At 58.8% G+C, this 22,407-nt stretch carries 25 protein-coding genes; 10 read left to right on the top strand and 15 right to left on the bottom strand.

The features are described 5' to 3' along the window. Positions 1–58: 58 nt before the first annotated feature. Positions 59–385 carry an antibiotic biosynthesis monooxygenase family protein gene (locus ACXAGD_RS01600; protein ID WP_475208092.1) on the bottom strand — a complete coding sequence of 109 codons (327 nt, stop codon included), beginning with the start codon at positions 383–385 and terminating at the stop codon, positions 59–61. Between the two features lie 124 nt (positions 386–509). Here ACXAGD_RS01600 and ACXAGD_RS01595 point away from each other — a divergent pair, with 124 nt between their 5' ends. Continuing rightward, positions 510–1,193, top strand: coding sequence for a hypothetical protein (locus ACXAGD_RS01595; RefSeq protein ID WP_475208091.1), 684 nt, complete (start codon positions 510–512; stop codon positions 1,191–1,193). Positions 1,194–1,238: 45 nt separating this feature from the next. Here ACXAGD_RS01595 and ACXAGD_RS01590 read toward each other — a convergent pair whose 3' ends face one another. From ACXAGD_RS01590 to phhA, 5 genes are all read right to left on the bottom strand, one after another. Then, positions 1,239–3,527, bottom strand: a complete 2,289-nt coding sequence (locus ACXAGD_RS01590) for a glycosyl hydrolase family 28-related protein (RefSeq protein WP_475208090.1) — start codon at positions 3,525–3,527, stop codon at positions 1,239–1,241. 133 nt (positions 3,528–3,660) lie between these two features. Next, the gene (locus ACXAGD_RS01585) at positions 3,661–4,062 is read right to left on the bottom strand and encodes a DUF4864 domain-containing protein (protein ID WP_475208089.1); all 402 of its coding nucleotides are present in this window, start codon (positions 4,060–4,062) and stop codon (positions 3,661–3,663) included. Between the two features lie 48 nt (positions 4,063–4,110). Further along, entirely contained in the window at positions 4,111–5,685 is a 1,575-nt protein-coding gene (locus tag ACXAGD_RS01580; RefSeq protein ID WP_475208087.1) for a lysine--tRNA ligase, read from the bottom strand. A 121-nt stretch (positions 5,686–5,806) separates the two neighbouring features. Further along, the gene (locus tag ACXAGD_RS01575) at positions 5,807–6,160 is read right to left on the bottom strand and encodes a 4a-hydroxytetrahydrobiopterin dehydratase (RefSeq protein ID WP_475208086.1); all 354 of its coding nucleotides are present in this window, start codon (positions 6,158–6,160) and stop codon (positions 5,807–5,809) included. Positions 6,161–6,167: 7 nt separating this feature from the next. Continuing rightward, positions 6,168–6,968 carry a phenylalanine 4-monooxygenase gene (phhA, locus tag ACXAGD_RS01570; protein WP_475208085.1) on the bottom strand — a complete coding sequence of 267 codons (801 nt, stop codon included), beginning with the start codon at positions 6,966–6,968 and terminating at the stop codon, positions 6,168–6,170. 109 nt (positions 6,969–7,077) lie between these two features. On the opposite strand from phhA, the gene ACXAGD_RS01565 reads away from it, so the two are divergent. Both ACXAGD_RS01565 and ACXAGD_RS01560 read left to right on the top strand, forming a co-directional pair. Continuing rightward, positions 7,078–7,545, top strand: coding sequence for an Lrp/AsnC family transcriptional regulator (locus ACXAGD_RS01565; protein ID WP_475208083.1), 468 nt, complete (start codon positions 7,078–7,080; stop codon positions 7,543–7,545). A 79-nt stretch (positions 7,546–7,624) separates the two neighbouring features. Then, positions 7,625–8,047, top strand: a complete 423-nt coding sequence (locus ACXAGD_RS01560) for a tellurite resistance TerB family protein (protein ID WP_475212459.1) — start codon at positions 7,625–7,627, stop codon at positions 8,045–8,047. Positions 8,048–8,049: 2 nt separating this feature from the next. Here the strand turns inward: ACXAGD_RS01560 and dacB are convergent, their stop codons facing one another. The 4 genes from dacB to ACXAGD_RS01540 form a co-directional block, all read right to left on the bottom strand. Next, on the bottom strand, positions 8,050–9,528 hold the full coding sequence (gene dacB, locus ACXAGD_RS01555; protein WP_475208082.1) for a D-alanyl-D-alanine carboxypeptidase/D-alanyl-D-alanine endopeptidase: 1,479 nt from the start codon (positions 9,526–9,528) through the stop codon (positions 8,050–8,052). A 66-nt stretch (positions 9,529–9,594) separates the two neighbouring features. After that, on the bottom strand, positions 9,595–10,215 hold the full coding sequence (locus ACXAGD_RS01550) for a nicotinate-nucleotide adenylyltransferase (RefSeq protein ID WP_475208081.1): 621 nt from the start codon (positions 10,213–10,215) through the stop codon (positions 9,595–9,597). A 32-nt stretch (positions 10,216–10,247) separates the two neighbouring features. Next, a complete protein-coding gene (locus ACXAGD_RS01545; RefSeq protein WP_475208080.1) occupies positions 10,248–10,715 on the bottom strand; it encodes an MOSC domain-containing protein in 468 nt (155 codons plus the stop codon). Beyond that, complete coding sequence (locus ACXAGD_RS01540; protein WP_475208079.1) at positions 10,716–11,000, bottom strand: hypothetical protein; 285 nt, start codon at positions 10,998–11,000, stop codon at positions 10,716–10,718. Between the two features lie 180 nt (positions 11,001–11,180). On the opposite strand from ACXAGD_RS01540, the gene ettA reads away from it, so the two are divergent. Next, a complete protein-coding gene (gene ettA, locus ACXAGD_RS01535; RefSeq protein WP_170327107.1) occupies positions 11,181–12,848 on the top strand; it encodes an energy-dependent translational throttle protein EttA in 1,668 nt (555 codons plus the stop codon). After that, positions 12,845–13,591 carry a hypothetical protein gene (locus ACXAGD_RS01530; RefSeq protein ID WP_475208078.1) on the top strand — a complete coding sequence of 249 codons (747 nt, stop codon included), beginning with the start codon at positions 12,845–12,847 and terminating at the stop codon, positions 13,589–13,591. The genes ettA and ACXAGD_RS01530 overlap by 4 nt, the downstream gene beginning before the upstream one ends. 233 nt (positions 13,592–13,824) lie before the next feature. Here the strand turns inward: ACXAGD_RS01530 and ACXAGD_RS01525 are convergent, their stop codons facing one another. Further along, on the bottom strand, positions 13,825–14,127 hold the full coding sequence (locus ACXAGD_RS01525; protein ID WP_475208077.1) for a hypothetical protein: 303 nt from the start codon (positions 14,125–14,127) through the stop codon (positions 13,825–13,827). Positions 14,128–14,462: 335 nt separating this feature from the next. Between ACXAGD_RS01525 and ACXAGD_RS01520 the strand changes: the two genes are divergently transcribed. Together ACXAGD_RS01520 and ACXAGD_RS01515 are read left to right on the top strand one after the other, a co-directional pair. Next, a complete protein-coding gene (locus ACXAGD_RS01520) occupies positions 14,463–14,669 on the top strand; it encodes a cold-shock protein (protein ID WP_010442474.1) in 207 nt (68 codons plus the stop codon). Between the two features lie 191 nt (positions 14,670–14,860). Next, positions 14,861–15,421 carry a L,D-transpeptidase gene (locus ACXAGD_RS01515; protein ID WP_475208076.1) on the top strand — a complete coding sequence of 187 codons (561 nt, stop codon included), beginning with the start codon at positions 14,861–14,863 and terminating at the stop codon, positions 15,419–15,421. On the opposite strand, the gene ACXAGD_RS01510 is transcribed toward ACXAGD_RS01515, so the two are convergent. Further along, positions 15,422–16,060 (bottom strand): arylesterase, encoded by a 639-nt coding sequence (locus ACXAGD_RS01510; protein WP_475208075.1) that lies wholly within the window; start codon positions 16,058–16,060, stop codon positions 15,422–15,424. A 47-nt stretch (positions 16,061–16,107) separates the two neighbouring features. Between ACXAGD_RS01510 and ACXAGD_RS01505 the strand changes: the two genes are divergently transcribed. Then, the gene (locus ACXAGD_RS01505) at positions 16,108–16,803 is read left to right on the top strand and encodes an ABC transporter ATP-binding protein (RefSeq protein ID WP_475208074.1); all 696 of its coding nucleotides are present in this window, start codon (positions 16,108–16,110) and stop codon (positions 16,801–16,803) included. After that, a complete protein-coding gene (locus ACXAGD_RS01500; protein ID WP_475208073.1) occupies positions 16,800–19,328 on the top strand; it encodes an ABC transporter permease in 2,529 nt (842 codons plus the stop codon). Before ACXAGD_RS01505 ends, ACXAGD_RS01500 begins: the two co-directional genes overlap by 4 nt. 2 nt (positions 19,329–19,330) lie before the next feature. Here ACXAGD_RS01500 and ACXAGD_RS01495 read toward each other — a convergent pair whose 3' ends face one another. Then, the gene (locus ACXAGD_RS01495) at positions 19,331–19,777 is read right to left on the bottom strand and encodes an RrF2 family transcriptional regulator (RefSeq protein ID WP_475208072.1); all 447 of its coding nucleotides are present in this window, start codon (positions 19,775–19,777) and stop codon (positions 19,331–19,333) included. A 95-nt stretch (positions 19,778–19,872) separates the two neighbouring features. On the opposite strand from ACXAGD_RS01495, the gene ACXAGD_RS01490 reads away from it, so the two are divergent. Next, positions 19,873–20,442 (top strand): gamma-glutamylcyclotransferase family protein, encoded by a 570-nt coding sequence (locus ACXAGD_RS01490; protein ID WP_475208071.1) that lies wholly within the window; start codon positions 19,873–19,875, stop codon positions 20,440–20,442. A 51-nt stretch (positions 20,443–20,493) separates the two neighbouring features. Here the strand turns inward: ACXAGD_RS01490 and gltX are convergent, their stop codons facing one another. Then, positions 20,494–21,819 carry a glutamate--tRNA ligase gene (gene gltX, locus ACXAGD_RS01485; protein ID WP_475208070.1) on the bottom strand — a complete coding sequence of 442 codons (1,326 nt, stop codon included), beginning with the start codon at positions 21,817–21,819 and terminating at the stop codon, positions 20,494–20,496. Between the two features lie 59 nt (positions 21,820–21,878). Then, positions 21,879–22,313, bottom strand: coding sequence for a DUF1801 domain-containing protein (locus tag ACXAGD_RS01480; protein ID WP_475208069.1), 435 nt, complete (start codon positions 22,311–22,313; stop codon positions 21,879–21,881). Between the last annotated feature and the right edge of the window lie 94 nt (positions 22,314–22,407).

Here is a 22,407-nt window from a genome sequence, read left to right as displayed (position 1 = left end):
ACCTCCGTTTTCCTGCGCCTACTTTGTGCGGGGTCCGGCGTTAAGGCTTTGATCCATATCAGGAACTGCCAAAAGTTTCAGCTACGTCGTACATCACCGGCTCAAAGCTTTTGCACAACTCATTGATCTGGCGGTTGCGGTCGCGCATTTCCGGAGTGCGCAGCATGGCCAGAAAATCCTCGCGGCGTTCCCACTGGGAATAGTTGGCAATCCGCGTCTGGGCATCATTCACATGCAGCCCCGCCGATACAAAACCCGGCTGTTTCGAGATGAACTCGGCATAGGCGTCGGTCAGCGCCTCCAGCAGATCCTGACAGGTGCCCGGGGTCATTTCAAAGGTGGTGATAACTGTCTGGACGCTCGCGCTCTTGGAAATCTTCGGCATCTGGATTCTCCTTATCGTTTCACAAGCTTAACACAGGAAATGCAAAGGTCTCGTGTTTCCTTTGCAGGCGTTGCCTCGTTGTCGGTTCTCAAAAAATGAACGAATTACTAACCATCCGTTAACCATGCTGACGGATTCTGCGCGCATGTGCCGGATCGTCCTTCTTTTGTCCCTGCTGCTTGCCGCCCCTCCGGCATGGTCTGGCGCGTGGCTGCGGGAAAAGGGGGCAGCATTCACCGCAGCTTCGGTCACCGCCTTCAAGGACCCTAACGGTAGATACGACTACAAAACTGGTCTGTACGCGGAGTACGGATACCGACCGAAGCTGACAATTGGACTGGATATAGAGGAAAACCGCGACCTTTACGGCCACGCGCTAGTATTTGCCCGGCTTCCGGTCGCGGATTTCGACAAATGGGGGCGTTTTGCGGTCGAGCTTGGGGCGGGCGCCCATCACCGTTACCGGGACGCCTGGGCGATGTACAAGTTGACCCTCTCTTATGGCAAAGGGTTCCGGACAGGCTGGGGGAACGGTTGGGTGGCCGTTGATACCGCCTTGGAGCTGCGCACGCATGATACCCTGTATCGCAAGCTGGACATCACCGCAGGGTTGTCCGGCGATCGGCTGCTGAACCCACTGATACAACTCGAAACAACCTATACCTCCGACCATTCTCTGTTTTGGAGAGCCCGGCCTTCGGTCATGATCCGAACGAAGAAGAGTTCAACCACCTGGGTACTTGGCCTTGAACGCAATGATGCACGCAGTGACACGGGGCTGAAGCTTGCGATCTGGAGTGAGTTCTGAAGCCGGCGGGTTGGCCGCCCCGTGAATGGGCGGCCAACCGTGGTTTCAGCGCTCCATTCGCACGGTCGCGGACACCTCGCCGCTCAATGCTTCGGGCCAGCGCAGGTTGATTGCGTCATTCGATGCACCCTGCTCCAGCTCAACGTACGGGTTGGCAAAGGACAGCGACCCGAACACTGTTCTCAGAGGCCCCAGAACCGTGACCGCATCACAGCTGCGCGCAAGACCTCCGAACGGCAACTGTGCCGACGTTTGCACGGTCCAGGCCTGGGACGCAGAACCTTGCGCATGTCGGATCCGCACAGGGTTCGATACTTTCTGATCGACCCCGTGGAATGTGTTATTCTCGAAAATCACATTCCGATGCGCATACTTGTTCAGATCGGCATAAGTGGTGTCCACCCGCTCAACCCGGGTGATACTGCCGCTTGACGAGCGGAACTTGTTCCCGGTCACGACAACACCATTCAGGAAGTGCCCTGCACCATAGGGCCGAATGACAAGATAGGTGAACCAGGGTGCGACCTCGCTGGAGTAGAAGATGTTGTCGGTGATGGCCATCGAACTGAAAGAATACCCCGCGGTGTAAACAGGATAGGCATCCCGTTCGTTGGTCCACTGGATCGAGCAGTTATCGACATAGTTCCCGGAAATGGTCGAGCTGTTATACGTGCCGATCATGACCAGACCGGCGCTGCGCACACCTTGCGGGATGCTGTCGCCCTGGAAAAAGTGATTGCCCAGGATCATATTGTTAGTGCCACCCAGAACTGCAAAGTGCCGGAACCGCACCGCCCGGTTGTGGCGCAGTTTGACGTCATTGGCGGTAGAGTTCAGTGCGATCGACTTTCGATCCTGCACGTTGAAGGATTCTTCAGTGGACAGAAACTGACAGTTGTCGATCAGCATGCCCTGACACCCCGTTCCGATCGAGGTGATGCCCCGATCTTTGGGACGGCTGATAAAACAGTTGGCCACCGCGAATGTACTACCCGAGGGGGCCAGACGGATCCCGCTGCTTCGCCCGTTACACTGGAACTCGATCTCCTCCATCCCGAACTTGCGCAATGTGCTGAAACCGCTGAAATCCAACAGGTATTTGAAAGCCTGAAAGGTGAAGGTCTGCGTACCGGCCGCATCATAGAGCGGCGCGTTCAGCGTGATCTCACCCGCGCCAACGTTTTTAGAGCGGACATAGATCTCGCGCCCAACCCCGCTGCCCTGCACCAGCGCGCCGACAGGAATATTGGCGATGTTGGCCACATTCACCAGCCGCTTAGGATCGTTTGGGTTGTAAGTCGCGACCGAGGTGAAAGTCTCGGTATCCCAGGCCGCGCTATTCTGTACATCGAACTGACCATTGCGGATCACGCGGCGTGTCGAGAATCCGCTTTGCCGGTTCGGCACCGCAGCGGCCATGTCGATGGGTTCGCTGACCGAAATCTTGCGCCCCCCCAAATCAAGCGATTCGTGGTCCGAGTTGTTCAGCAATGCCTGAAACGCCTTTTTGAATGCCCGCGTTTCGTTGTCAAAAGCGTTTATGTAGGTCGGCAGGTTGAAGTTTTTGGTCAACAACAGCATCTTGTCGTCGGGCATCGTGACCGTACCTTCAAAATCAATCTCAGATGCCATCGATGTGTTCTGCGCCAGCAGATAGGTACCTTCGGGCACGAAAACCGTGCGCCCGTTCGCGGCCTGATCCGCTGCCTCAAAAGCCGCCGAGTCATCCGCCACACCGTCACCAATGGCACCGAAATCGCGCACATCGACAAGGCTGATCAGGTTGCGCAGGAACACGCTGGTTACATCGGTGATTTCGATATCGTCGACCCGGATGACAGCCCCGTTTGCTCCATCGATATCCAGCCCAAAATGCCCGTACAGCGCCTGCACACCCCAAGGCATGTCCACGCCGGGGCGCTGGCCGGTTCCAACAATAGCGGTGATCTCGTGCACTGCGCCATAACCCGACAACTGCGTCGCCGGGCCCTGCTCGGTCACACCGGTGACCTGCACGTCCCCGGCACCACCTGCCCAACCGGCAATACGGACCGTGGGCAGCGGGCCGCTGATGGCCTTTACCCGCGCCTTGATCTGCAGATAGCACCCCGGCAGCAACGGCGTCTGACCCATATAGCGCAGGCGCTGCGTGGCGCTGACTTTCAGAATCTCAAGGCAGCCGCCAAAATCCGCGTCGGCCGGAACATAGGCACCCGTGCCCGATCCGTCATATGTAGGCGAACCCGGCGTCCCGTTGCCGCTGGACCACACGTTCAGACCGTTTGCGAAAGCAGGCGGCATGAACACCATGCCGTCAGTGATTGCCTTGTTCATAGAAATCCCTTTCCCAGTCGCGCCGCTTTAGCGCGCATAAACCAAGTGCTCAGAGCCACCGCCCCGAACGCAAAAGCCTGAGTACCGAAAAGGAATTAATCGCCGCTCATATCACCGTAACGGTGGTGTTGCGTCAGGCCGCCGGATCAGCATTGCCCAGCAGCTGGACACCATTGATCTTCCAGTCATTGCCCATCTGCACCATCTGGTAGTCCAGAATATGCACCCGACCCGTGCCGTCGGTGATCATGACCTTCTGCCACAAAGAACCAGCCACTTCGCGCAGTTCCAGAAACCGCACATCAGCCGGGCGCCAGACCATCGGATAGCCGCGTTTGACCATCACCCCGAAATTCTCGGGTGTTTGAAATAGGCGTTGAATGTTGGGGCTGGCAAAGGTGAACGCGGTGTCAAAGTCGTCCGCCTTGAACGCTTGTATTTGCGCCGCGATATTGGCCTCGATCTCATCACTCTGGGCGAATGCGCCCGAGGCCAGACCGACGCTTAGAAACACTGCAAAAAGTAAACGACGCATGGGGCCACCTCCTGTTGAAAGGATAGCCCCCCGCGATATCAGGTCAAATCAGGCCAGTTCTCCGGCCAACGCCTTGTCGATCAGCGCGATGGTTTCAGGCACTCCATAAAGTGCAATGAAGCCACCAAAACGCGGGCCTTGCGAGGCCCCCAGCAATACTTCGTACAGCGCAGTGAACCAGCCGCGCATCGGATCGAAACGCTCGCGCCCGATGGAGTAGACCACCGATTGCAGCGCCTCGTCCTCAGCCGGTCCGTCGTAAGCCTCAAGCGCAGCTTTCAGCGCCTCCAGCGCCTCGCGTTCCTGATCGGTCGGCGCACGATGTTTGCGAGTCGGTTTGACGAAATCGTTGAAGTAACGCACAGCAAAACCAGCCGCCTGATCCAGATCGGGATGGCTTTCCGCAGTCGCCTCAGGCGCATAACGGCGGATAAAACCCCACAGCGCTTCTTTGTCCTCGGCTCCGGAAACCGAGGCGAGGTTCAGCAGCATCGCAAACGGCACCATCAGAGTGGACTCCGGAACGTTGCCGCCGTGGATGTGCCAAACCGGGTTGTTCAACTGAGCCTTCAGGTCCTGCCCCGGGTAGGCGCGCAGCTGCTGGTGATACTCATCGTAGGCCTTGGGGATCACATCGAAATGCATCCGCTTGGCGGTCTTGGGCTTCTGATACATGAAATAGGCCAGCGACTCGGTCGGCGCATAGGTCAGCCATTCATCGATCGACACACCATTGCCGGACGATTTGGAAATCTTCTGACCGTTCTCATCCAGAAACAGCTCATACGAGAAATGCTCGGGCGCACGACCACCCAGCGCACGGCAGATCGCGTCATAGATCTTTTCGTTCGTCGCGTGTTCCTTGCCGTACATCTCGAAATCAACGCCCAGCGCGGCCCAGCGCGCGCCAAAATCCGGCTTCCACTGCAGCTTCACATGGCCGCCAGTGACAGGAACAGTCCATTCCTTGCCCGTTTCATCGTCAAAAGTAACGGTGTAGGTCTCGGCACATACCTTTTTCATCGGCACATACATCACCCGCCCGCTCTCGGGATGCAAAGGCAGGAAGATGGAATAGGTTTGCTGCCGCTCTTCGCGCAGGCTTTTGAGCATAATCGCCATGATCTCGTCATACCGCTCAACCGCGCGCTTGAGGATTTCGTCGAATTGCCCGGATTCGTAGAACTCCTTGGCGGAGTAGAATTCATACTCGAACCCAAAGGTGTCCAGAAAACGCCGTAGCATCGCGTTGTTATGCTCGCCAAAGCTGTCGTATTCGCCAAACGGGTCTGGCACCGAGGTCAGTGGACGTTGCAGATGCTGTTCTAGAATCTCTGGATTCGGTACGTTCGTTGGTACCTTGCGCATCCCATCCAGATCGTCCGAGAAACAGATCAGCTTGGTTGGGATATCTGACAACGCCTCGAACGCGCGCTTGACCATCGTGGTCCGCGCGACCTCACCAAAGGTGCCGATATGCGGCAGGCCCGAGGGGCCGTAGCCGGTTTCGAACAGCACGTATCCCTTTTCCGGAGCCGCTTTCTGATAGCGTTTGAGCAACCGGCGCGCCTCTTCGAAAGGCCAGGCCTTGGACGACATCGCGGTTTCACGCAGTTCAGACATCAGATTTGCTCCATCGGGAAAAACAGCGCCAGTCGCCCTTTGCAACCGACCGGCCCCTCCTATTGTGCCGGTGCAGCATGAGTCAATAAACTGCGGGGTTTTTCCTGATGGGAAGGCCGATTTACGTGGTTAACTGGTCCAGTTTAGCCGCCCAGATGAAGTCATTCTCGCTAAGCCCGCCAATTTCGTGGGTGGTCAGTCTGACGTCAACATAGCCCCAGCCAAAACTGACATCCGGGTGATGCCCTTGCTGATCCGCCAGCCAGGCGCAGAGGTTGGCCAGGTAGGTCGCCTTAGCGAACCCTTTGAATTTGTAATGACGGTTGAGTTCTTTCGCCTCGGCGTCCAGCTTCCAGTTGGACGACAGTTCGGCCATGTGGGTATTGGCCTCGTCGCGGGTCAACGCTGGCACACCGCCGGAACAGGGCACGCAGGTTCGGTCCGAAAGGCTGCAGGTTTGTCCTGATGTGGTCATGATCCGTTCACTCCGCTGCGGTCGCTTTTTCCGGGAACTTGTTCGGCAGCAATCCAAGGGACTGTGCCTGTCTAACATCCGCCAGCAGATCTCGATTGGCGGCTGCAAACAGTTCCTCAGGCGAGTTTAGCACGAAATAGCCCATCTGGTGCATGTCGATCCGGTACGGCGTACGCAAGATCGTCAGGACATCAAACGGATCACGATCAGGAATATCGCTTTCCACGGAATAGACCAATTCGGTCGGCGAAGACGCAAGCCCCGATCCCATCGCCTTGATCTCTCCATCCTGCTGGCGCAGCCCGAACTCGATCGAGAACCAATAGAGGCGGATCAGCCAGGAATAGTCCTTGTCGCCCGCCTGCACCCCGGCTTTGCCTATGGCATGGCTAAAGGCCGCAAAGCGCGGGTCGCTCAGCAAGGGCGTGTGGCCGAAAATCTCATGAAAGATGTCGGGCTCTTCGATGTAATCGAAATCCTCGCGCGACCGGATGAAGGACGCGGCGGGAAAGACCTGGTCTGCCAGCATGCCAAAGAAGGTCTTGAACCCGATCAGCGCAGGCACCGGCTGCACCCGCCACCCAGTCATGTCCATCAGGCGCTCTGAGATATCGGCGCAGGATGGCACGCGGGTTTTCGGCAGCTCAAGCCGCTCCAGCCCCGCTAGGTAATCGCGGGCCATGTAGCGCTGCACGTTCTTCTCTTGGGCGGCATAGAGATCGGCCCAAACCGCGTCTTCCTCGGCCGAATAGGCGATATGGCCGCGCGCGTCGGCCACCTTGGCAACGTACTTGGTCGATTTTGGCATTACTTTTTCCTCCTTGAGGAAAGTATAGCCGGGCAAACTGATGAATTTGGTTTGGTAGATGATGGTTTTGTCGTTATTTTGGTAAATATATATCGCCAAGGCATCATTTATGAAACAACCGCTTCAACCCGCCGACATTGCCATCCTTCAGCAGCTGCAGACCGATGGGCGCCTGTCGATGCAGGAGCTTGCCGACCGCACCGGACTGTCGGCCTCACAATGCTGGCGGCGCGTGCGCGATCTTGAGGCGTCCGGCGTTGTGTCAGGCTATATCGCGCAGGTGCGGGCCAAGTCCGTGGGGTTGAACGCCATCGCCTATGTCCACGTCGCCCTGCGCGACCATCAAGAGGATAGCATCACCGCATTTCTGCGCCTGGTCGAGACCGAACCGCAGATCGTTGAATGCGCCTCAATCACCGGGGATCACGACTTCATCCTGAAAGTCTACGCAAAAACGCCCGAAGACCTTGAGCATTTCATAATGCAGCGGCTGCTGAAGTCCGGTTTGGTTCGTGACACCCGCAGCAATTTCGTTCTGCGACAGACCAAAACACGAGGGCCGTTGCCCATTCTGTGACCCAATCCGGCAAAATCCGTTGAACCTGCCCGCCAGCCCTCCTATCGTGCGGGCGCAGAAGCCCAATCAGGACGACACCATGACCGAACAAGTACCCCACCCAATGTCCCCACAGGATTGCCTTGTCGCGATCATGGTTGCGGTCTCTGCCTCGGACGAGACCATCCGCACCGCCGAGTTGGTCAAGATCGAAGGCGCGGTCAACATGCTGCCGGTTTTTGCCGAATATGACATCGACCGCACCCGCCGGGTGTCGCAAACTGTGTTTGACTTATTCGAACAGGAAGACGGGCTGGACGCCCTTTTCGGCCTGATCCGCGAGAACCTGCCCGAGCGCTTGCACGAAACAGCCTATGCTCTGGCCTGTGACGTGGCAGCTGCGGACGGATCGCTTGCCGAGACTGAGCTGCGACTGCTAGAAGAAATCCGCTACGAGCTGAATATCGACCGTCTGCACGCCGCCGCAATCGAGCGCGGCGCACGGGCACGCCACACCACCTGACCTCAGCTGCCCGCCAACATCCCCCAACGTTCGATCAGCGCGCGCTGCAACTTGCGTGACCTGTTGTTCCAGCTGCGCGCGCCGTCAGGGCGTTCGCGCAGGGCGCGCGGGATGGTCGCGCGGTGGTCAACATCGGCTGTGAAAATGGCAAAGGCCAGCTCTGATCCATCCGGTGCGGTGATGAACCCGCCCAGCCCCGACACGAAATTCAGCGTCCCGGTCTTGGCGTCCACCCTGATCGGATGATCCTTGACCGGCCGCCCTTGGCTGTCCAACAGCTTGAATTTCTTGAGCAGCGGCTGAAGTGCCCCGTCCTTATGCGCCGTGACCAAAGCTGTAACCAGATCAGCAGGCGCAACGCGCGACGCATCGCCAAGCCCCGAATGATCCACCATCGCGATGCCACGTACTCCGTAGGCTTCAGCAGCCCAGCGGTTCATCTCATCGGCTGAGTCAGCCAGACTCTGCAACTCAGCGCCTCGCGCTTTCGAAGCCGCCAATCCAACCATTTCGGCTGTGATATTGGTCGAGTATTTCAGCATTCCCTGCAGGATACTCGCAAGCGGGTCGCTTTGATGCACTGCCAGAACGGTGCCTCGCGGGACTTCGCGTGTGATCTGCACACGGCCCAGAACAATGCCGTTTACCCGGGCAAGCGTGCGGAACACGTCCCCGGCATAAAGAGCAGGCTTGCGTACTGGCAACCATCGCGCGCCGCCATTACCCAGCGCACCTTGGGCAACGGTCCAACGGTCCTGTCGGGCGCTAGGCTGATAGGTGTAGATCGGCAGGCTGCGCTTTTCGACCCGCATCGACGCCATATCCACGGACGGCCTGTACCGGGCTGTGCGGGCGTCCATGGTCACATCGTAACCAGTACCGCCCCGCTTCCACTCAAAATGGACACGGTTGAAATTCAGGGCAATGCCGCTGACCGAGGGGCTGTATCCCAGGTGATCCGGCTGTCCAGGATCGATGCTAAAGACATATGGGAGCGCCCCGTCATAAACCTTGAATGCCCCGCGCACTTCGACAATCCCGGCCTCGCGCAGATTAGCCGCCATTGCCGCCAGATCGTCAGTATCCAACAGGGGATCTCCGCCCCCCACAAGGATCAGGTCTCCCTGCAGCACGCCGTTTTCAATCGGGCCATCGGCGATCAATTTGGTTTCGAACCGGTAGTCGCCCCCCAGAACGTCCAGCGCGTAAAGCGCCGTTAACGCCTTGGCGACGCTGGCGGGGGGCAGGCCCTGATCACCGCCAAACTCTTCCAGCTGCGTCCCTGTTTCCACATCAGCGACAGCAAAGGCGACCTCACCTCTCAGCCCTGCGGATTGAATCAACCGCTCAGCTCCGGTGGGCAATTCCCCCCGCAACTGAGGCCGCAACGATTGCACCGGGGCATCAGCCAGAGCTGGACCCGCTAAAATCGAGGTCCCCAACCCGGCAAGAAACAAACGACGTGAAAGAAGATCAACCATGGGTCAAATAAAATCCCAGAGATCACAGGCAAACAACCACTGAATGTGATTATGCGCGCATCTTGGCTATTCAGGCAACACCCCGCCGTCCCACTCACCGCGCGTGCGCAGCTCGGTCGAGCTCACATCGACCATCGGCACATTGACGAAACACCATGCCGGGGCCTGTGCGCGGCCCAATAGATGCCGCGCCTGTCCATCGATGCGATAGCGCGCATAAAGCCGGGCCGCAGGCGACATCCGGGCCGAGATCCGATCCCCCGGCCGCGCCACCACGCCGACCGGGACACTTTCCATAATCTGGCGCCAGTCTTTCCAGCGGTGGAACTGCGCCAGATTGTCAGCGCCCATCAGCCAGACAAACCGCACCTGAGGGTAGAGCCGTTGAAGCGCTGCCAAAGTATCCGCCGTTGCCCGCGTTCCGGTCAGATTTTCGATATCCGTGACTTCAACGCACGGGTGATGCATGACGTTCCGCGCCGCTTTGACCCGCCGCTGCAGCGGTGCAGGACCGCGTTCCTTCAATGGATTGCCCGGCGACACCAGCCACCATACGCGATCCAGCCCGAAGGCTTTCATCGCCTCTAACGTGACATGCACATGCCCCTGATGCGGTGGATCGAATGACCCGCCGAACAGACCAATGACCTGCCCCGGCCGTGCATATGGAATGGCGCTGCGCAACATCCCTTGCTGATGTTCAGAACTCAAGCGGCTTGTCAATCAACAGGTTGCACAGGATCACCCAACCTGACCCAACCGGGTTGCACCACTTCGGCGCACCAACCGCCATGCCCACGCACGGCGGAATAGCCGCCTTTGCCCAGCGCCTCCTCCATCCGGCTGCAGGGCGCGCAGATGACGGTTAATCGCAAAATCGCCTCGCCCACCTGAACCTCCCGCCCCTTGAGCGCTGCCAGATTGATCTCCGAAACCACAAGATTGCGCCGCAGCGTTTCGGGTGCAACCGGCCCTTGCCCCAGAAAAGAGCCAATCGCCGCCAGATGCTCTTGCTGGATCAAAGTCACCGCCCGCTTGCCCGCGCGGGCGCGATCCCCGTCCAACCCGGCCTCAGTAATCATGACCTCGTCAGCATCGACTATCCCGGCCCGCCGATCAGGCCGCAGCCCGATCCATGTCATGCGGCCCGATTGAGCCCAACCGGAAATCAAATTGCTCAGGTACATTCACCAACCCAGCACGCTTTGAAAAAAATATACCAAACCCCAGGCAATCACCACTTCCAGCAACATCCTTCTGAAAGCGCTGAACCAGTACTTTCTAAATTCAATATCTTGCGAGTTGCTATTGCTCCTCGAAGCAGGCACAGGAATACGAATATGATCTGCGGGCGAAACAGGCTCGCCATAAATTTGGGAACGCATACGCACGACGTTCGACCAGAACATTGCCATTCTGAACACCCCAAAGAAGAATAGCCCAAGCACAAAAACATCTTTGCCTAAGTCCACAATACCCTCCTAAGTTTCCAACCTGCACTGCGGTAGAATATCCGGCGCCATTCAACTCTTCCCTGCTCCATAAAGTGATTGTATTCCAACGTCTGCTCACTAAAGCATATCCATTGCCCCCACCAACCGCATCCGCTATCACACCGCCCAACTCAATTTCCCCGACCCAGAGGACGCGACATGGCCGCCTATCAATATGTCTACCACATGCAGGGTGTCTCCAAGACCTATCCCGGTGGCAAGAAGTGTTTTGAAAACATTCACCTGAGCTTTCTGCCCGGCGTGAAAATCGGTGTCGTCGGCGTCAACGGCGCGGGTAAATCGACGCTGATGAAGATCATGGCGGGCCTCGATACCGATTTCACCGGTGAGGCATGGGCCGCCGAAGGCGCCAAGGTCGGTTACCTGCCGCAGGAACCGCAACTGGATGAATCCCTGTCGGTCCGTGAAAACGTGATGCTGGGCGTCGCCGCGAAAAAGGCCAAGGTCGACCGCTTCAACGAGATCGCCATGGAGATCGCCGAGAATTACTCGGACGAACTGATGGAGGAAATGACCACCCTGCAGGACGCGATTGACGCCGAAAACCTCTGGGATCTCGACAGCCAGATCGACGTTTCGATGGAGGCGCTGCGCTGCCCGCCGGACGACGCCAATATCGCCAACCTCTCGGGTGGTGAGAAACGCCGCGTGGCGCTGTGCAAGCTGCTGCTGGAAGCGCCCGACATGCTGCTCTTGGACGAACCGACCAACCACCTGGACGCCGAAACCATCGCCTGGCTGCAACAGCACCTGATCGACTACAAGGGTACCATCCTGATCGTCACCCACGACCGTTACTTCCTGGATGACATCACAGGCTGGATTCTCGAACTCGACCGCGGCCGAGGCATTCCGTACGAGGGCAACTACTCCGCATGGCTGGAACAAAAAGCCAAACGGCTGGAGCAGGAAGCGCGCGAAGACAAGTCCAAGCAGAAGACCCTGCAGCGCGAGTTGGAATGGATGCGTCAGGGCCAGAAGGCCCGTCAGGCCAAATCCAAGGCCCGGATCAACGCCTACAACGAACTAGCCGAACAGTCCGAACGCGAAAAGCTGACCCGCGCCCAGATCGTCATCCCCAACGGCCAGCGCCTTGGCGGCAAGGTGATCGAGGTCGAGGGCCTGTCGAAACACATGGGCGACAAACAACTGATCGAAGGGCTGGACTTCGCCCTGCCCCCCGGCGGCATTGTCGGCGTCATCGGCCCCAACGGCGCCGGTAAATCGACCCTGTTCAAGATGCTCACCGGTCAGGAACAGCCCGACAGCGGTACCATCACACTGGGCGACACGGTCGAACTGTCTTATGTCGACCAGTCCCGCGACGACCTGAAAGACAACGACACCGTGTGGGAGGCGATCACCGGCGGCGCCGAGATCATCCAGCTGGGCGACGCACAGGTCAATTCCCGCGCCTATTGCTCGTCTTTCAACTTCAAGGGCGGCGATCAGCAGAAAAAGGTCTCGCTGCTATCCGGCGGTGAGCGCAACCGCGTCCACATGGCCCGCTTGTTGAAAGAGGGCGGCAACGTCCTGCTGCTCGACGAACCGACCAACGATCTGGACGTCGAAACCCTGCGCGCGTTGGAAGACGCTCTGGTCGATTTCGCTGGCTGCGCCGTGGTCATCTCGCACGATCGCTTCTTCCTTGACCGGATTTGTACGCATATTCTGGCGTTTGAGGGTGATGCTCACGTGGAATGGTTCGAAGGCAACTTCGAGGACTACGAAGAAGACAAGAAACGCCGTCTGGGACCGGACGCTCTGGAACCAAAGCGTCTTAAGCACAAAAAGTTCGCTCGATGATCAGCTTTATCGAGCAGCGCATCGACAAGTGGAAGCGCAGCGTCCGCAAACGAGTAGCTATCCGGCGGTTGGAGCGCATTCCACAAAACGCCCCACAAAACTGCGTTATTGTAGCCAGCAATGGCCGGTCTGGCAGCACACTGACCTTTCTGGCCCTTGCTGATGCGTTGAAAGAAATCGATCCGATATCGGCACAGCGGGTGGATTTTGTCGCCCGGCTGAGCGACACGGAGTTTCATAGTCCGTGCGTTTTCAAGACCCACGACTTTCCGCAGCCGCTGTCGTCGTGGCCCGAAAATACCCGGGTCGTTTTCTGTTTCGGGCCGACCAAGGATTCGGCGTTTTCCGTCTATTCCGCAATGGAAAGATATGGCGCGGACTGGATCGATCAGCACTTTTATCACCTGCACGCTACCGGCACGTTTGACGAGCTGTTCGAACACGACGTGCTGCAGCAGGCACAGCAGATCAAGGAATGGGCCACGTTCGAGGATGTTCCTGTCCTCTGCGTTCGCTATGACGCACTTTGGGACCATCAGGAGACCATTTCGCGGTTCACTGGGTTGGACTTCAAACCGCCCAAACGACGTGAGCGGACCCCGAAAGACATCCCGGACGAGTTCAAAGCCAGCGCCGACCGGTTGTACGACCCGATTGATGAGGTGATCGACCAGTTGCCCGAGTGTTTCGTTGCCTCGTCCTATTACAGCGGCGTTGTGAAAAAACTGCCCATCGCCGATTGAAATCACCAAGTGTTGCTCTCTTAGGTCGAAACCGATCGGGACCGTCGAAACACGCGACACCAACGAATTTTAAGCTGAGGGCGCGGCGACCCACCCGGGCCGCCGCACCCCTATCCGGCCCTAATGAATTGCGGCGGGATAACTCGGCAAGCGGATCTATCGAGCTCAGTTGTTTGGCAGTCCGACAAGAGCATACGCCAAACGGCAGAGTATCGATTTGGTGAGAACGCTTTTCAGAAAACGGGCTTGTGTTCGAATCCAAGCCACGCTGCAGCTCCACATTGCTTGGTGAGTATCTGTAGCAAAAGCTGTCGCCCTTTAGACTTGAGGCCCACTCTATTGGCCGGGTGGGCGTTAATCATATCGATCACCTGTTTTGGCTTGAAAAAACACCTGAGGGACTGGCTTTCCAACAAGCTGCCGAAACCCTGGCTTTCAGCTTTTTTCTCTGCGTGAAAACTCGATTCCACATAAGAATCAGATAGATGCGGATACGCGCAACGGATATTGTAAAAGCCAATTGCCCTGTCCGACAAATGCCTGAAGGCGATCCGGCTGTTGTTTCCTATCGAAAGCGAAATGTAAAAGTGCTAGACCAGCTTTCTCTGCTCCCCAGCGAAATATTGGGAACTTGCAAGGCCTCCACCGGCAAGCCAGATTCGCAATCCGCCGCGGATTTCTGACGATTTTTTGTTTTTTGTGGGATCGGACTCCTCCCTTGCCCCGCGCCGTTGCCGATGCCATATCTAAAGGGCTAACGTTTTTCTATTTCGACCTACTGTCTCCTTCTACGGCGCTCAGTCTATCGATCCAGACAACGACGCCAGGCTGCCGCAACTCCGTGGGCAGCACTAAACAGGAGACAACGGATATGCCCGCAGGCACCGTTAAATGGTTTAACACTACCAAAGGCTACGGCTTTATCGCACCCGAAGATGGCGGCAAAGACATCTTCGTACACATCTCGGCCGTGGAACGCTCGGGCCTGACCGGTCTGGCCGACAACCAGAAGGTCACATACGAGCTGCGCGCTGGCCGTGACGGCCGCGAAAGCGCCGACAATATCGAACTTGCGTAACCGCATGAAAGGGCAGAGTATTCTCTGCCCTTTTTTCATTCTGATGCTGTAATTTCCCGCGCGTTCTCAGCCTGAATGTGTGTCTCTGCGATGACATCACAATGGGGTTACTACTCTCCGGCGATTGACCAGATCGGTTATCCTTCCGACATTGGTATCAAGATTTGTCTGTTGTTTTGAAGAGAGCTGCCATGTTCACGCGCCGTACCTTTCTGACCGCAACTGCAGCCGCCAGCCTTGTGCCCGGCGTTGCAGCGGCAAAGAAAAAAGCTGTCGAATACGATCCCACCCCGCAATTCGTGCGGATCAAAAAGCAGTTTCTACCGGGTCAGTTGCTGGTCGCGCCGCGGTCTTTCTACCTGTACTACGTGACGGAACCGCGCAAGGCGGTCCGCTATGGCTGCGGGGTTGGCAAGGCCGGGCTGGAATTCACCGGCACCGCCACCATCGACGTCAAGAAAGAGTGGCCAACCTGGCGCCCCACTGACGAGATGATCGAACGTGAGCCCGTCACCTATGCCCGGTTCAAGGACAACGACTATGTCCAGCCCGGAGGTGGCGACAACCCGCTGGGCGCACGGGCGCTGTACTTGTTCCAAAACGGCGTCGACACCTATTTCCGCATTCACGGCACCACACAGCCACAGACCATTGGTCACGCGGTATCAAACGGTTGTATCCGCATGATGAACGCACATGTGATCGACCTGTATGAACGCGTGCCGATAGGAACCGTCGTCACTGTCGTCTGATTATTTCCGAGTCTCGGCAACAAGGTCCAAAACGTAAGGGCCAATGTTCTCGACAATCAATGCTACGCCTTCAGCATTCGGATGAATGCCGTCTGGCTGCATGTAGCGGCGGGCGGCATCGGGATCGGCTTCCGCGGTCAATCCGGTGAAAAAGCTGGGTGCGTAGCCGGTTTCATACTGTTCCGCCAGATCCGGGTACATGGCATCAAACGCCTGTTTGTAGTCGGAGCCATAGTTTCCCGGGGCCTGCATACCGATCAGAAGCACATCAACATCTGCAGCCTCGGCCGCTTTGACAATCGCGTCAAGATTGGCCCGCGACACCGCCGGGTCGATCCCGCGCAGCAGATCGTTGCCGCCAAGCGTCAAGATCATCCCATCCACTTCCGGCGTCAGCGTCCAGTCCACCCGCGCCGCGCCGCCTGCTGTCGTATCGCCGGACACTCCGGCGTTGATCAGGCGCACATCCGCGCCCTGCGCCTGCAGCCAGCGATCCAACTGAGGCACAAAGCCATCCTGTTCGGGTAACCCATAGCCTTGCGTCAACGAATCCCCTAAAGCAGCGATCACCACCTGCTCGGCTGTGGCTGCAAAGCCGCAGCACATAAACAGCATCGACATCAAAGCCTTGCGCAACATCTGAACCGCTCCATATCCCAACTGACTGTGCCCATCCGGAAAAACCCATGACGACACCCGTTCTTTCACTCCAAAATGCCGCTTTGTCGCTGGATGGCAATGCCGGTCGGGTGAATATCTTGCATGATATCAGCCTAACCGTTGCAAAGGGCGAAACACTGGGTTTGATCGGGCCATCGGGGTCCGGCAAATCCTCGCTGCTGATGCTGATGGGCGGGCTTGAGCAGGCAACCGGAGGCGAAATCACAGCCCTTGGCCATGATTTGACCGGGATGGACGAGGACGCACTGGCCCGGTTCCGGCGCGATGCAATGGGTGTGGTCTTTCAAAACTTTCACCTGATCCCCACCATGACTGCGCTTGAAAATGTGGCCACTCCGCTAGAGCTGGCAGGGCACAAGGATGCCTTTGCCCGTGCCGAGGCCGAGTTGGACGCGGTGGGTCTTTCGCATCGGTGCGACCACTACCCGGCGCAAATGTCGGGGGGTGAGCAGCAAAGGGTGGCATTGGCGCGGGCATCCGCGCCGCGACCGCAGATCCTGCTGGCGGACGAGCCCACGGGAAATCTGGACGAAACCACCGGTGCGGCCATCGTTGATCTGCTGTTCGACTTGCGCAACCGGCACGGCGCTACGCTGGTTCTGGTCACCCACAGCCATAGCCTGGCACGCAAATGCGACCGGGTGATCCGTTTGCGGGATGGCACCATCGCGGAGGACACAAACCAAGAGGCTGCGGAATGAGCCTGCGTTTGGCCGGGCGTCTGGCACGTCGGGAATTGCGTGGCGGCGTGCGCGGGTTTCGCGTGTTTCTTGCCTGTCTTGCGCTGGGGGTCGCTGCCATTGCCGCGATCGGGTCCGTGCGGTCCGCGATCCAGAACGGGCTGACGCAGGAAGGCGCGGCGTTGCTGGGCGGGGACGCACAGTTGGAATTCACCTACCGCTTTGCCACGGATGAGGAACGCGCGTGGATGCAGCAAGCCGCGACGGATGTGTCCGAAGTAGTCGATTTCCGCTCGATGGCCGTTGTGCAGCAGGCAGACGAAGCCCAGCGCGCCCTGACACAGGTGAAAGCCGTGGATGCGGCCTATCCCTTGCTAGGCGCTCCAAAGCTGGAGCCCAATCAACCGCTGCCCACCGCTTTGGACGGCCAGAACGGCCTTCCCGGGGCGGTCATGGACCCGATTCTTATGGATCGGCTGGGCCTGACTGTCGGAGACCGCTTTGCACTTGGCACGCAGGACTTCGTACTGACGGCTGCCTTGCTACATGAACCCGACGGCGCGGCGGACGGCTTTGGGCTGGGGCCGCGCACTTTGGTCCGAACCTCGGATCTGCAGTCGTCTGGCCTTTTGGCGCCGGGAACGCTGTTTTCCACCAAATACCGGCTGAACCTACCGCCAGAGGCCAATCTCGATCAACTATCAGCCGAAGCAAATCAGAGTTTCGACGGCACCGGAATGCGCTGGACCGATGCCCGCAACGGAGCGCCAGGGATTGCCGAGTTTGTCGCGCGCCTGAGTGCCTTTCTGGTTCTGGTCGGCCTGTCCGGTCTGGCCGTTGGCGGTATCGGAGTGTCGGCTGCCGTCCGCGCCTATCTGGCGCAGAAAACCGAAACCATTGCCACGCTGCGCACGTTGGGTGCGGATCGCGCGACGATTTTCCAGACATACATGATCCAGATTGGGGTTTTGTCGGGGATCGGCATCGCGATGGGCATTGTGCTGGGGGCGGTTTTACCCCTGTTGCTAGCCCCACTGATCGAGGCCCGCCTGCCTGTCCCAGCTGTCTTCGCGCTCTATCCCCGCCCTCTGGCCGAGGCTGCCTTGTACGGCTTGCTGACCGCGTTCCTGTTCACCCTCTGGCCCCTTGCCCGGACCGAGGAAGTTCGTGCCGCCACCCTGTTCCGCGATGCACTGTCATCGGCGCGTGCGCTTCCCCGTACGGCCTTCGTGCTCGCAACCGGGATCGGGTTGGCACTGTTGATCACCTCTGCCGCATGGTTCAGCGGCTCGGCGCGCTTGACCCTCTGGACGTCCGCAGGGCTGGTCGGTGCATTGGTGTTGCTGTCCCTGTCTGCCTTTGCAATCCGCAAACTGGCCCGCATCAGCACCTCAGCCGCCCGAGGACGCCCTGCCTTGCGGTGGGCCTTGTCGGCAATCTCGGACCCGCGTGAAGGGGCTGCTTCGGTCGTGCTGTCTCTGGGGTTGGGTCTTTCGGTGCTTGCCGCTGTTGGTCAGATTGACGGAACCCTGCGCAATGCGATCTCGGGTAATCTACCCGACGTGGCTCCGTCGTATTTCTTTGTCGACATCCAAAAAGACCAGATGCCCGGCTTTACCGAACGGCTGGACACCGACCCCGCCGTCAGCCGTATCGAAAGCGCCCCGATGCTGCGCGGGATCATCACGCAGATTAACGGCCAGCCCGCGCGTGACATAGCCGGAGATCACTGGGTTCTGGACGGCGATCGGGGCGTGACCTATTCCACCATCCCGCCCCAAAACGCCCGCGTTACCGCAGGAACGTGGTGGCCCAAGGATTACTCTGGCAAACCGCAAGTCAGTTTCGCTGCAGAAGAGGCCGCGGAAATGGGCCTGACCCTCGGCGACGAATTGACCGTGAACATTCTTGGCCGCGACATCACCGCCGAAATCACATCCTTTCGCGAGGTCGATTTCTCGACTGCGGGCATAGGGTTCATTATGTCGATGAACCCCTCCGCCCTTGCCGGGGCACCGCACAGCTTCATCGCTACTGTGTATGCTGAGGAGCAGGCCGAAGCCGCAATCCTGCGCGATCTGGCCGGGCAGTTTCCCAACATCACCGCGATCCGGGTGCGAGATGCAATTGACCGTGTCTCGGGCCTGCTGGCCGGACTGGCAGCAGCGACGTCCTACGGGGCGGGAATATCCTTGCTGACCGGCTTTCTGGTTCTGATCGGAGCCGCCGCCGCAGGGGAAACCGCACGTCGCTACGAATCCGCGATCCTGAAGACGCTTGGCGCGGACCGACAGCGCATATTGATCAGCTTTGCCCTGCGCTCGGCCCTGCTTGGCGCGGCAGCCGGGGGCGTTGCCCTTCTAACCGGGATTTTAGGGGGATGGGCTGTTGCCACCTACATCTTCGATACCGGCTTTTCAGTCATCTGGACCTCAGCCCTGAGCATCGTACTAGCCGGCATCTTGGTGACGCTCGGTGCGGGGCTTGCTTTTGCGCTGCGCCCCCTAGCCGTACGTCCGGCCCGCATTCTGCGGGCCAGCGACTAATCTTAACGAACGCAGGCGACCGGTTGCAGAATTTGCAGCAACTGGTCGTTGTCACAGACCAGCGCGTCCAGCGTGATTTCGTCAAGCGAGGCATAGAACACTTCGGCCGCGTCCTGCAGCGCCAGCCGCAACCGGCAGGCATCCGTCAGGGGACAGGTGTTGTCGGCGTCGGCAAAACATTCCGCAATCGGCAGGTTACCCTCAACATGACGGAACACCGAGCCGATGCGGATCTGATCTGCAGGGCGTGCCAGAGCCATACCACCGTTGCGGCCACGTTGCGTGCTCAGGTAGTTCAGCTGGCTCAGCTGGTTGATCACCTGCGCCAGATGATTTTCCGAGATGTTGCACACGTCGGCGATCTCGGCCTTGGTCACCAGCCGATCCTGATGGGCCGCGCAATACATCAGCAGGCGCACCGCAATGTTTGTTCGTTTGGTAATCCTCATTGAGACCTCCCAAATTTCAAGATGCGACCTTATTGCATGTCCGGCTAAAAAGCGGTTTGACATACATCAATCGCTTGGAAAGGAACTGGTGACCCGTGGCAGACCCTTATTTCTTTGGCTATGGCAGCCTCGTAAACCTCGCCACCCACGATTTTCCTGACCCGCACCCGGCGCAGTTGAAGGGGTGGCGACGCGCTTGGCGACACACCGGTCTGCGCCCGGTGGCCTTTTTGACCGCGATCCCGGACCCCGAGTCTCAGATCGAAGGGATGATCGCCCATGTCCCGGAAAACGACTGGGCAGCGCTGGACGAACGGGAATGGGCCTATGACCGGGTTCCAACGACCCACGCCGTTACACACCCCCTGGCCCACGCGGTCGAAATTGCCGTTTATGCGGTGCCGCACGACCGTCATACCGAACCCAGCGATCGTCATCCACTGCTGCTCAGCTATATCGACGTGGTCGTCCAGGGGTATCTGCGTGCCTTTGGCGCGGACGGCGCGGATCGGTTCTTTGCTACGACCGACGGGTGGGACGCGCCGATTCTGAATGACAGGGCCGAGCCCCGCTATCCGCGTCACCAGCAGTTGAAACCGGCCGAGACCGAATTTGTCGATGACCGCCTGAGCCGCTTGTCAGCATCGATTGTGCAGACCGCATAGAAAAAGGCGGGGCCAATGAACCCCGCCTTTCTGAATTCTGTCCTGTTTGGATCAACCGCGCGCGCGGATCACCTGAAGCAGTGGCAGCAGGGCCGCCATTTCCGGCCCGCGCTCCATACCAGTCAGGGCCTTGCGCAGCGGCATGAACAGACCCTTGCCCTTGCGGCCCGTGGCCTCTTTCACGGCTTTGGTCCAGGTGCCCCAGGTCTCGCTATCGAACGGGCCTTCAGGCAACAGAGCCACAGCCTCAGCGATGAAGTCGCGATCCTCGTCGTCGATCAGGGGCTCTGCCCCATCGCGGCACAGCTCCCACCAGCCTTTTAGGTCGGCCAGAGTGGTGATGTTCTCGCGCGCCATGGCCCAGAAGGGTTCGGCCAACTCAGCTGGAACACCTGCTTCGGTCACCGCATCAGCCACATCGGCCAGCGGCAGAGACTGCAAATGCTTGGCGGTCAGCGGGAACAGGTCCTGCACATCGAACTTGGTCGGTGCCGCGCCAAAGCGGTTGATATCGAAGCCTTCGATCAACTCGGCCATTTCCGAGCGCAGCTCGACCGGATCAGACGAGCCCAGACGCGCCATCAGGCTCAGCAACGCCATCGGCTGTACGCCCTGCTCGCGCAGATCACGCAGCGCCAGCGTACCCAAACGTTTCGACAGCGCCTCACCCTGCGGGCCAGTCAGCAGCGAATGGTGCGCGAAGCGCGGGCAAGTGCCGCCCAGCGCCTCGATGATCTGAATTTGCGTCGCAGTGTTGGTCACGTGGTCCGAGCCGCGCACAACATCGGTCACGCCCATCTCGGTATCGTCTACAACGGAGGCAATCGTATAAAGGACCTGACCGTCACCACGGATCAGCACCGGGTCAGAAACCGAGGCTGCATCAATCGAGATATCGCCCAGAATGCCGTCATTCCACTCGATCCGCTCATGATCCAGCTTGAAGCGCCAAACGCCATTGCCGCGTTCGGCACGCAAGGCCTCTTTCTCGGCATCGCTGAGGTTCAGCGCGGCGCGGTCGTAAACCGGCGGCTTGCCCATGTTCAGTTGCTTCTTGCGTTTCAGGTCCAGCTCGGTCGGCGTCTCGAAAGCCTCATAGAACCGTCCCATTTCACGCAGCTTGTCAGCCGCTTCAGCATAGCGGTCCAGACGGTCCGACTGACGCTCGACCCGGTCCCAGTGCAGGCCCAGCCACTCCAGATCCTGCTTGATGGCGTCGACATATTCTTCTTTCGACCGCTCAGGATCGGTGTCGTCGATACGCAGGATGAACGTGCCGCCAGCCTTGCGGGCGATCAGATAGTTCATCAGGGCGGTGCGCAGGTTGCCCACGTGGATAAAACCGGTGGGCGACGGGGCAAAACGGGTGGTGGTCATGGAGCTCTCCTGTTGGCGCGGCTCATGTCACATAGGCGCGTTTTTGTCCAGCAGGCGTTTCAGTTTGGCTCTACCGGCCAAAGCCGGTTCAGGTCTTCCAGACCCGCGCGGATCAACTCGGCCAGAACATTCGGATCAATATCCGCCAGCTTGTTCACATAGAGGCAGGACTTGCCCAGCTTGTGCTTGCCCAGCCGGGACAGGACATCCCCGAAATCCGCATAGCCGGGCATGATGTAGATCGACAGCGCCGACTTGCGCGGCGAAAAACCGGTGGCCAGAAAATCGCCCTCGCGTCCCGATTTGTAGCGATAGTGATAGCGGCCGTAACCCACGATTGACGGGCCCCACATGACCGGATTGAACCCGGTCGTTTCGCGAAACAGGGCGTCCAGCGCCTGTGCGTCGGCGGCTTTTGACGCTGGTTTCACGGCCGACAAAAAGCGCGAAACGCTTGATTTGGTGGGGACGGTTTTGTTTTCTGATCGCGGCATGAACAAAAATTAACACGACATGTTCATCCACGCAGCCCACTTCATAGGGGTATAGTCTGGCAAGAGAGTCGTGCCGAGCTACTTCACCCCCAGG

The organism is Ruegeria sp. ABF4_144, from assembly GCF_056160045.1.
Note: the sequence above shows the minus strand (reverse complement) of the source record. Positions and strands in the feature narration are given on the sequence as shown.

Excerpts from the sequence above, each read along its gene's own strand:
- ACXAGD_RS01600 (WP_475208092.1), bottom strand. The coding sequence starts at position 385 with ATGCCGAAGATTTCCAAGAGCGCGAGCGTCCAGACAGTTATCACCACC.
- ACXAGD_RS01595 (WP_475208091.1), top strand. The coding sequence starts at position 510 with ATGCTGACGGATTCTGCGCGCATGTGCCGGATCGTCCTTCTTTTGTCC.
- ACXAGD_RS01590 (WP_475208090.1), bottom strand. The coding sequence starts at position 3,527 with ATGAACAAGGCAATCACTGACGGCATGGTGTTCATGCCGCCTGCTTTC.
- ACXAGD_RS01585 (WP_475208089.1), bottom strand. The coding sequence starts at position 4,062 with ATGCGTCGTTTACTTTTTGCAGTGTTTCTAAGCGTCGGTCTGGCCTCG.
- ACXAGD_RS01580 (WP_475208087.1), bottom strand. The coding sequence starts at position 5,685 with ATGTCTGAACTGCGTGAAACCGCGATGTCGTCCAAGGCCTGGCCTTTC.
- ACXAGD_RS01575 (WP_475208086.1), bottom strand. The coding sequence starts at position 6,160 with ATGACCACATCAGGACAAACCTGCAGCCTTTCGGACCGAACCTGCGTG.
- phhA (WP_475208085.1), bottom strand. The coding sequence starts at position 6,968 with ATGCCAAAATCGACCAAGTACGTTGCCAAGGTGGCCGACGCGCGCGGC.
- ACXAGD_RS01565 (WP_475208083.1), top strand. The coding sequence starts at position 7,078 with ATGAAACAACCGCTTCAACCCGCCGACATTGCCATCCTTCAGCAGCTG.
- ACXAGD_RS01560 (WP_475212459.1), top strand. The coding sequence starts at position 7,625 with ATGACCGAACAAGTACCCCACCCAATGTCCCCACAGGATTGCCTTGTC.
- dacB (WP_475208082.1), bottom strand. The coding sequence starts at position 9,528 with ATGGTTGATCTTCTTTCACGTCGTTTGTTTCTTGCCGGGTTGGGGACC.
- ACXAGD_RS01550 (WP_475208081.1), bottom strand. The coding sequence starts at position 10,215 with ATGTTGCGCAGCGCCATTCCATATGCACGGCCGGGGCAGGTCATTGGT.
- ACXAGD_RS01545 (WP_475208080.1), bottom strand. The coding sequence starts at position 10,715 with ATGTACCTGAGCAATTTGATTTCCGGTTGGGCTCAATCGGGCCGCATG.
- ettA (WP_170327107.1), top strand. The coding sequence starts at position 11,181 with ATGGCCGCCTATCAATATGTCTACCACATGCAGGGTGTCTCCAAGACC.
- ACXAGD_RS01530 (WP_475208078.1), top strand. The coding sequence starts at position 12,845 with ATGATCAGCTTTATCGAGCAGCGCATCGACAAGTGGAAGCGCAGCGTC.
- ACXAGD_RS01520 (WP_010442474.1), top strand. The coding sequence starts at position 14,463 with ATGCCCGCAGGCACCGTTAAATGGTTTAACACTACCAAAGGCTACGGC.
- ACXAGD_RS01515 (WP_475208076.1), top strand. The coding sequence starts at position 14,861 with ATGTTCACGCGCCGTACCTTTCTGACCGCAACTGCAGCCGCCAGCCTT.
- ACXAGD_RS01510 (WP_475208075.1), bottom strand. The coding sequence starts at position 16,060 with ATGTTGCGCAAGGCTTTGATGTCGATGCTGTTTATGTGCTGCGGCTTT.
- ACXAGD_RS01505 (WP_475208074.1), top strand. The coding sequence starts at position 16,108 with ATGACGACACCCGTTCTTTCACTCCAAAATGCCGCTTTGTCGCTGGAT.
- ACXAGD_RS01500 (WP_475208073.1), top strand. The coding sequence starts at position 16,800 with ATGAGCCTGCGTTTGGCCGGGCGTCTGGCACGTCGGGAATTGCGTGGC.
- ACXAGD_RS01495 (WP_475208072.1), bottom strand. The coding sequence starts at position 19,777 with ATGAGGATTACCAAACGAACAAACATTGCGGTGCGCCTGCTGATGTAT.
- gltX (WP_475208070.1), bottom strand. The coding sequence starts at position 21,819 with ATGACCACCACCCGTTTTGCCCCGTCGCCCACCGGTTTTATCCACGTG.
- ACXAGD_RS01480 (WP_475208069.1), bottom strand. The coding sequence starts at position 22,313 with ATGCCGCGATCAGAAAACAAAACCGTCCCCACCAAATCAAGCGTTTCG.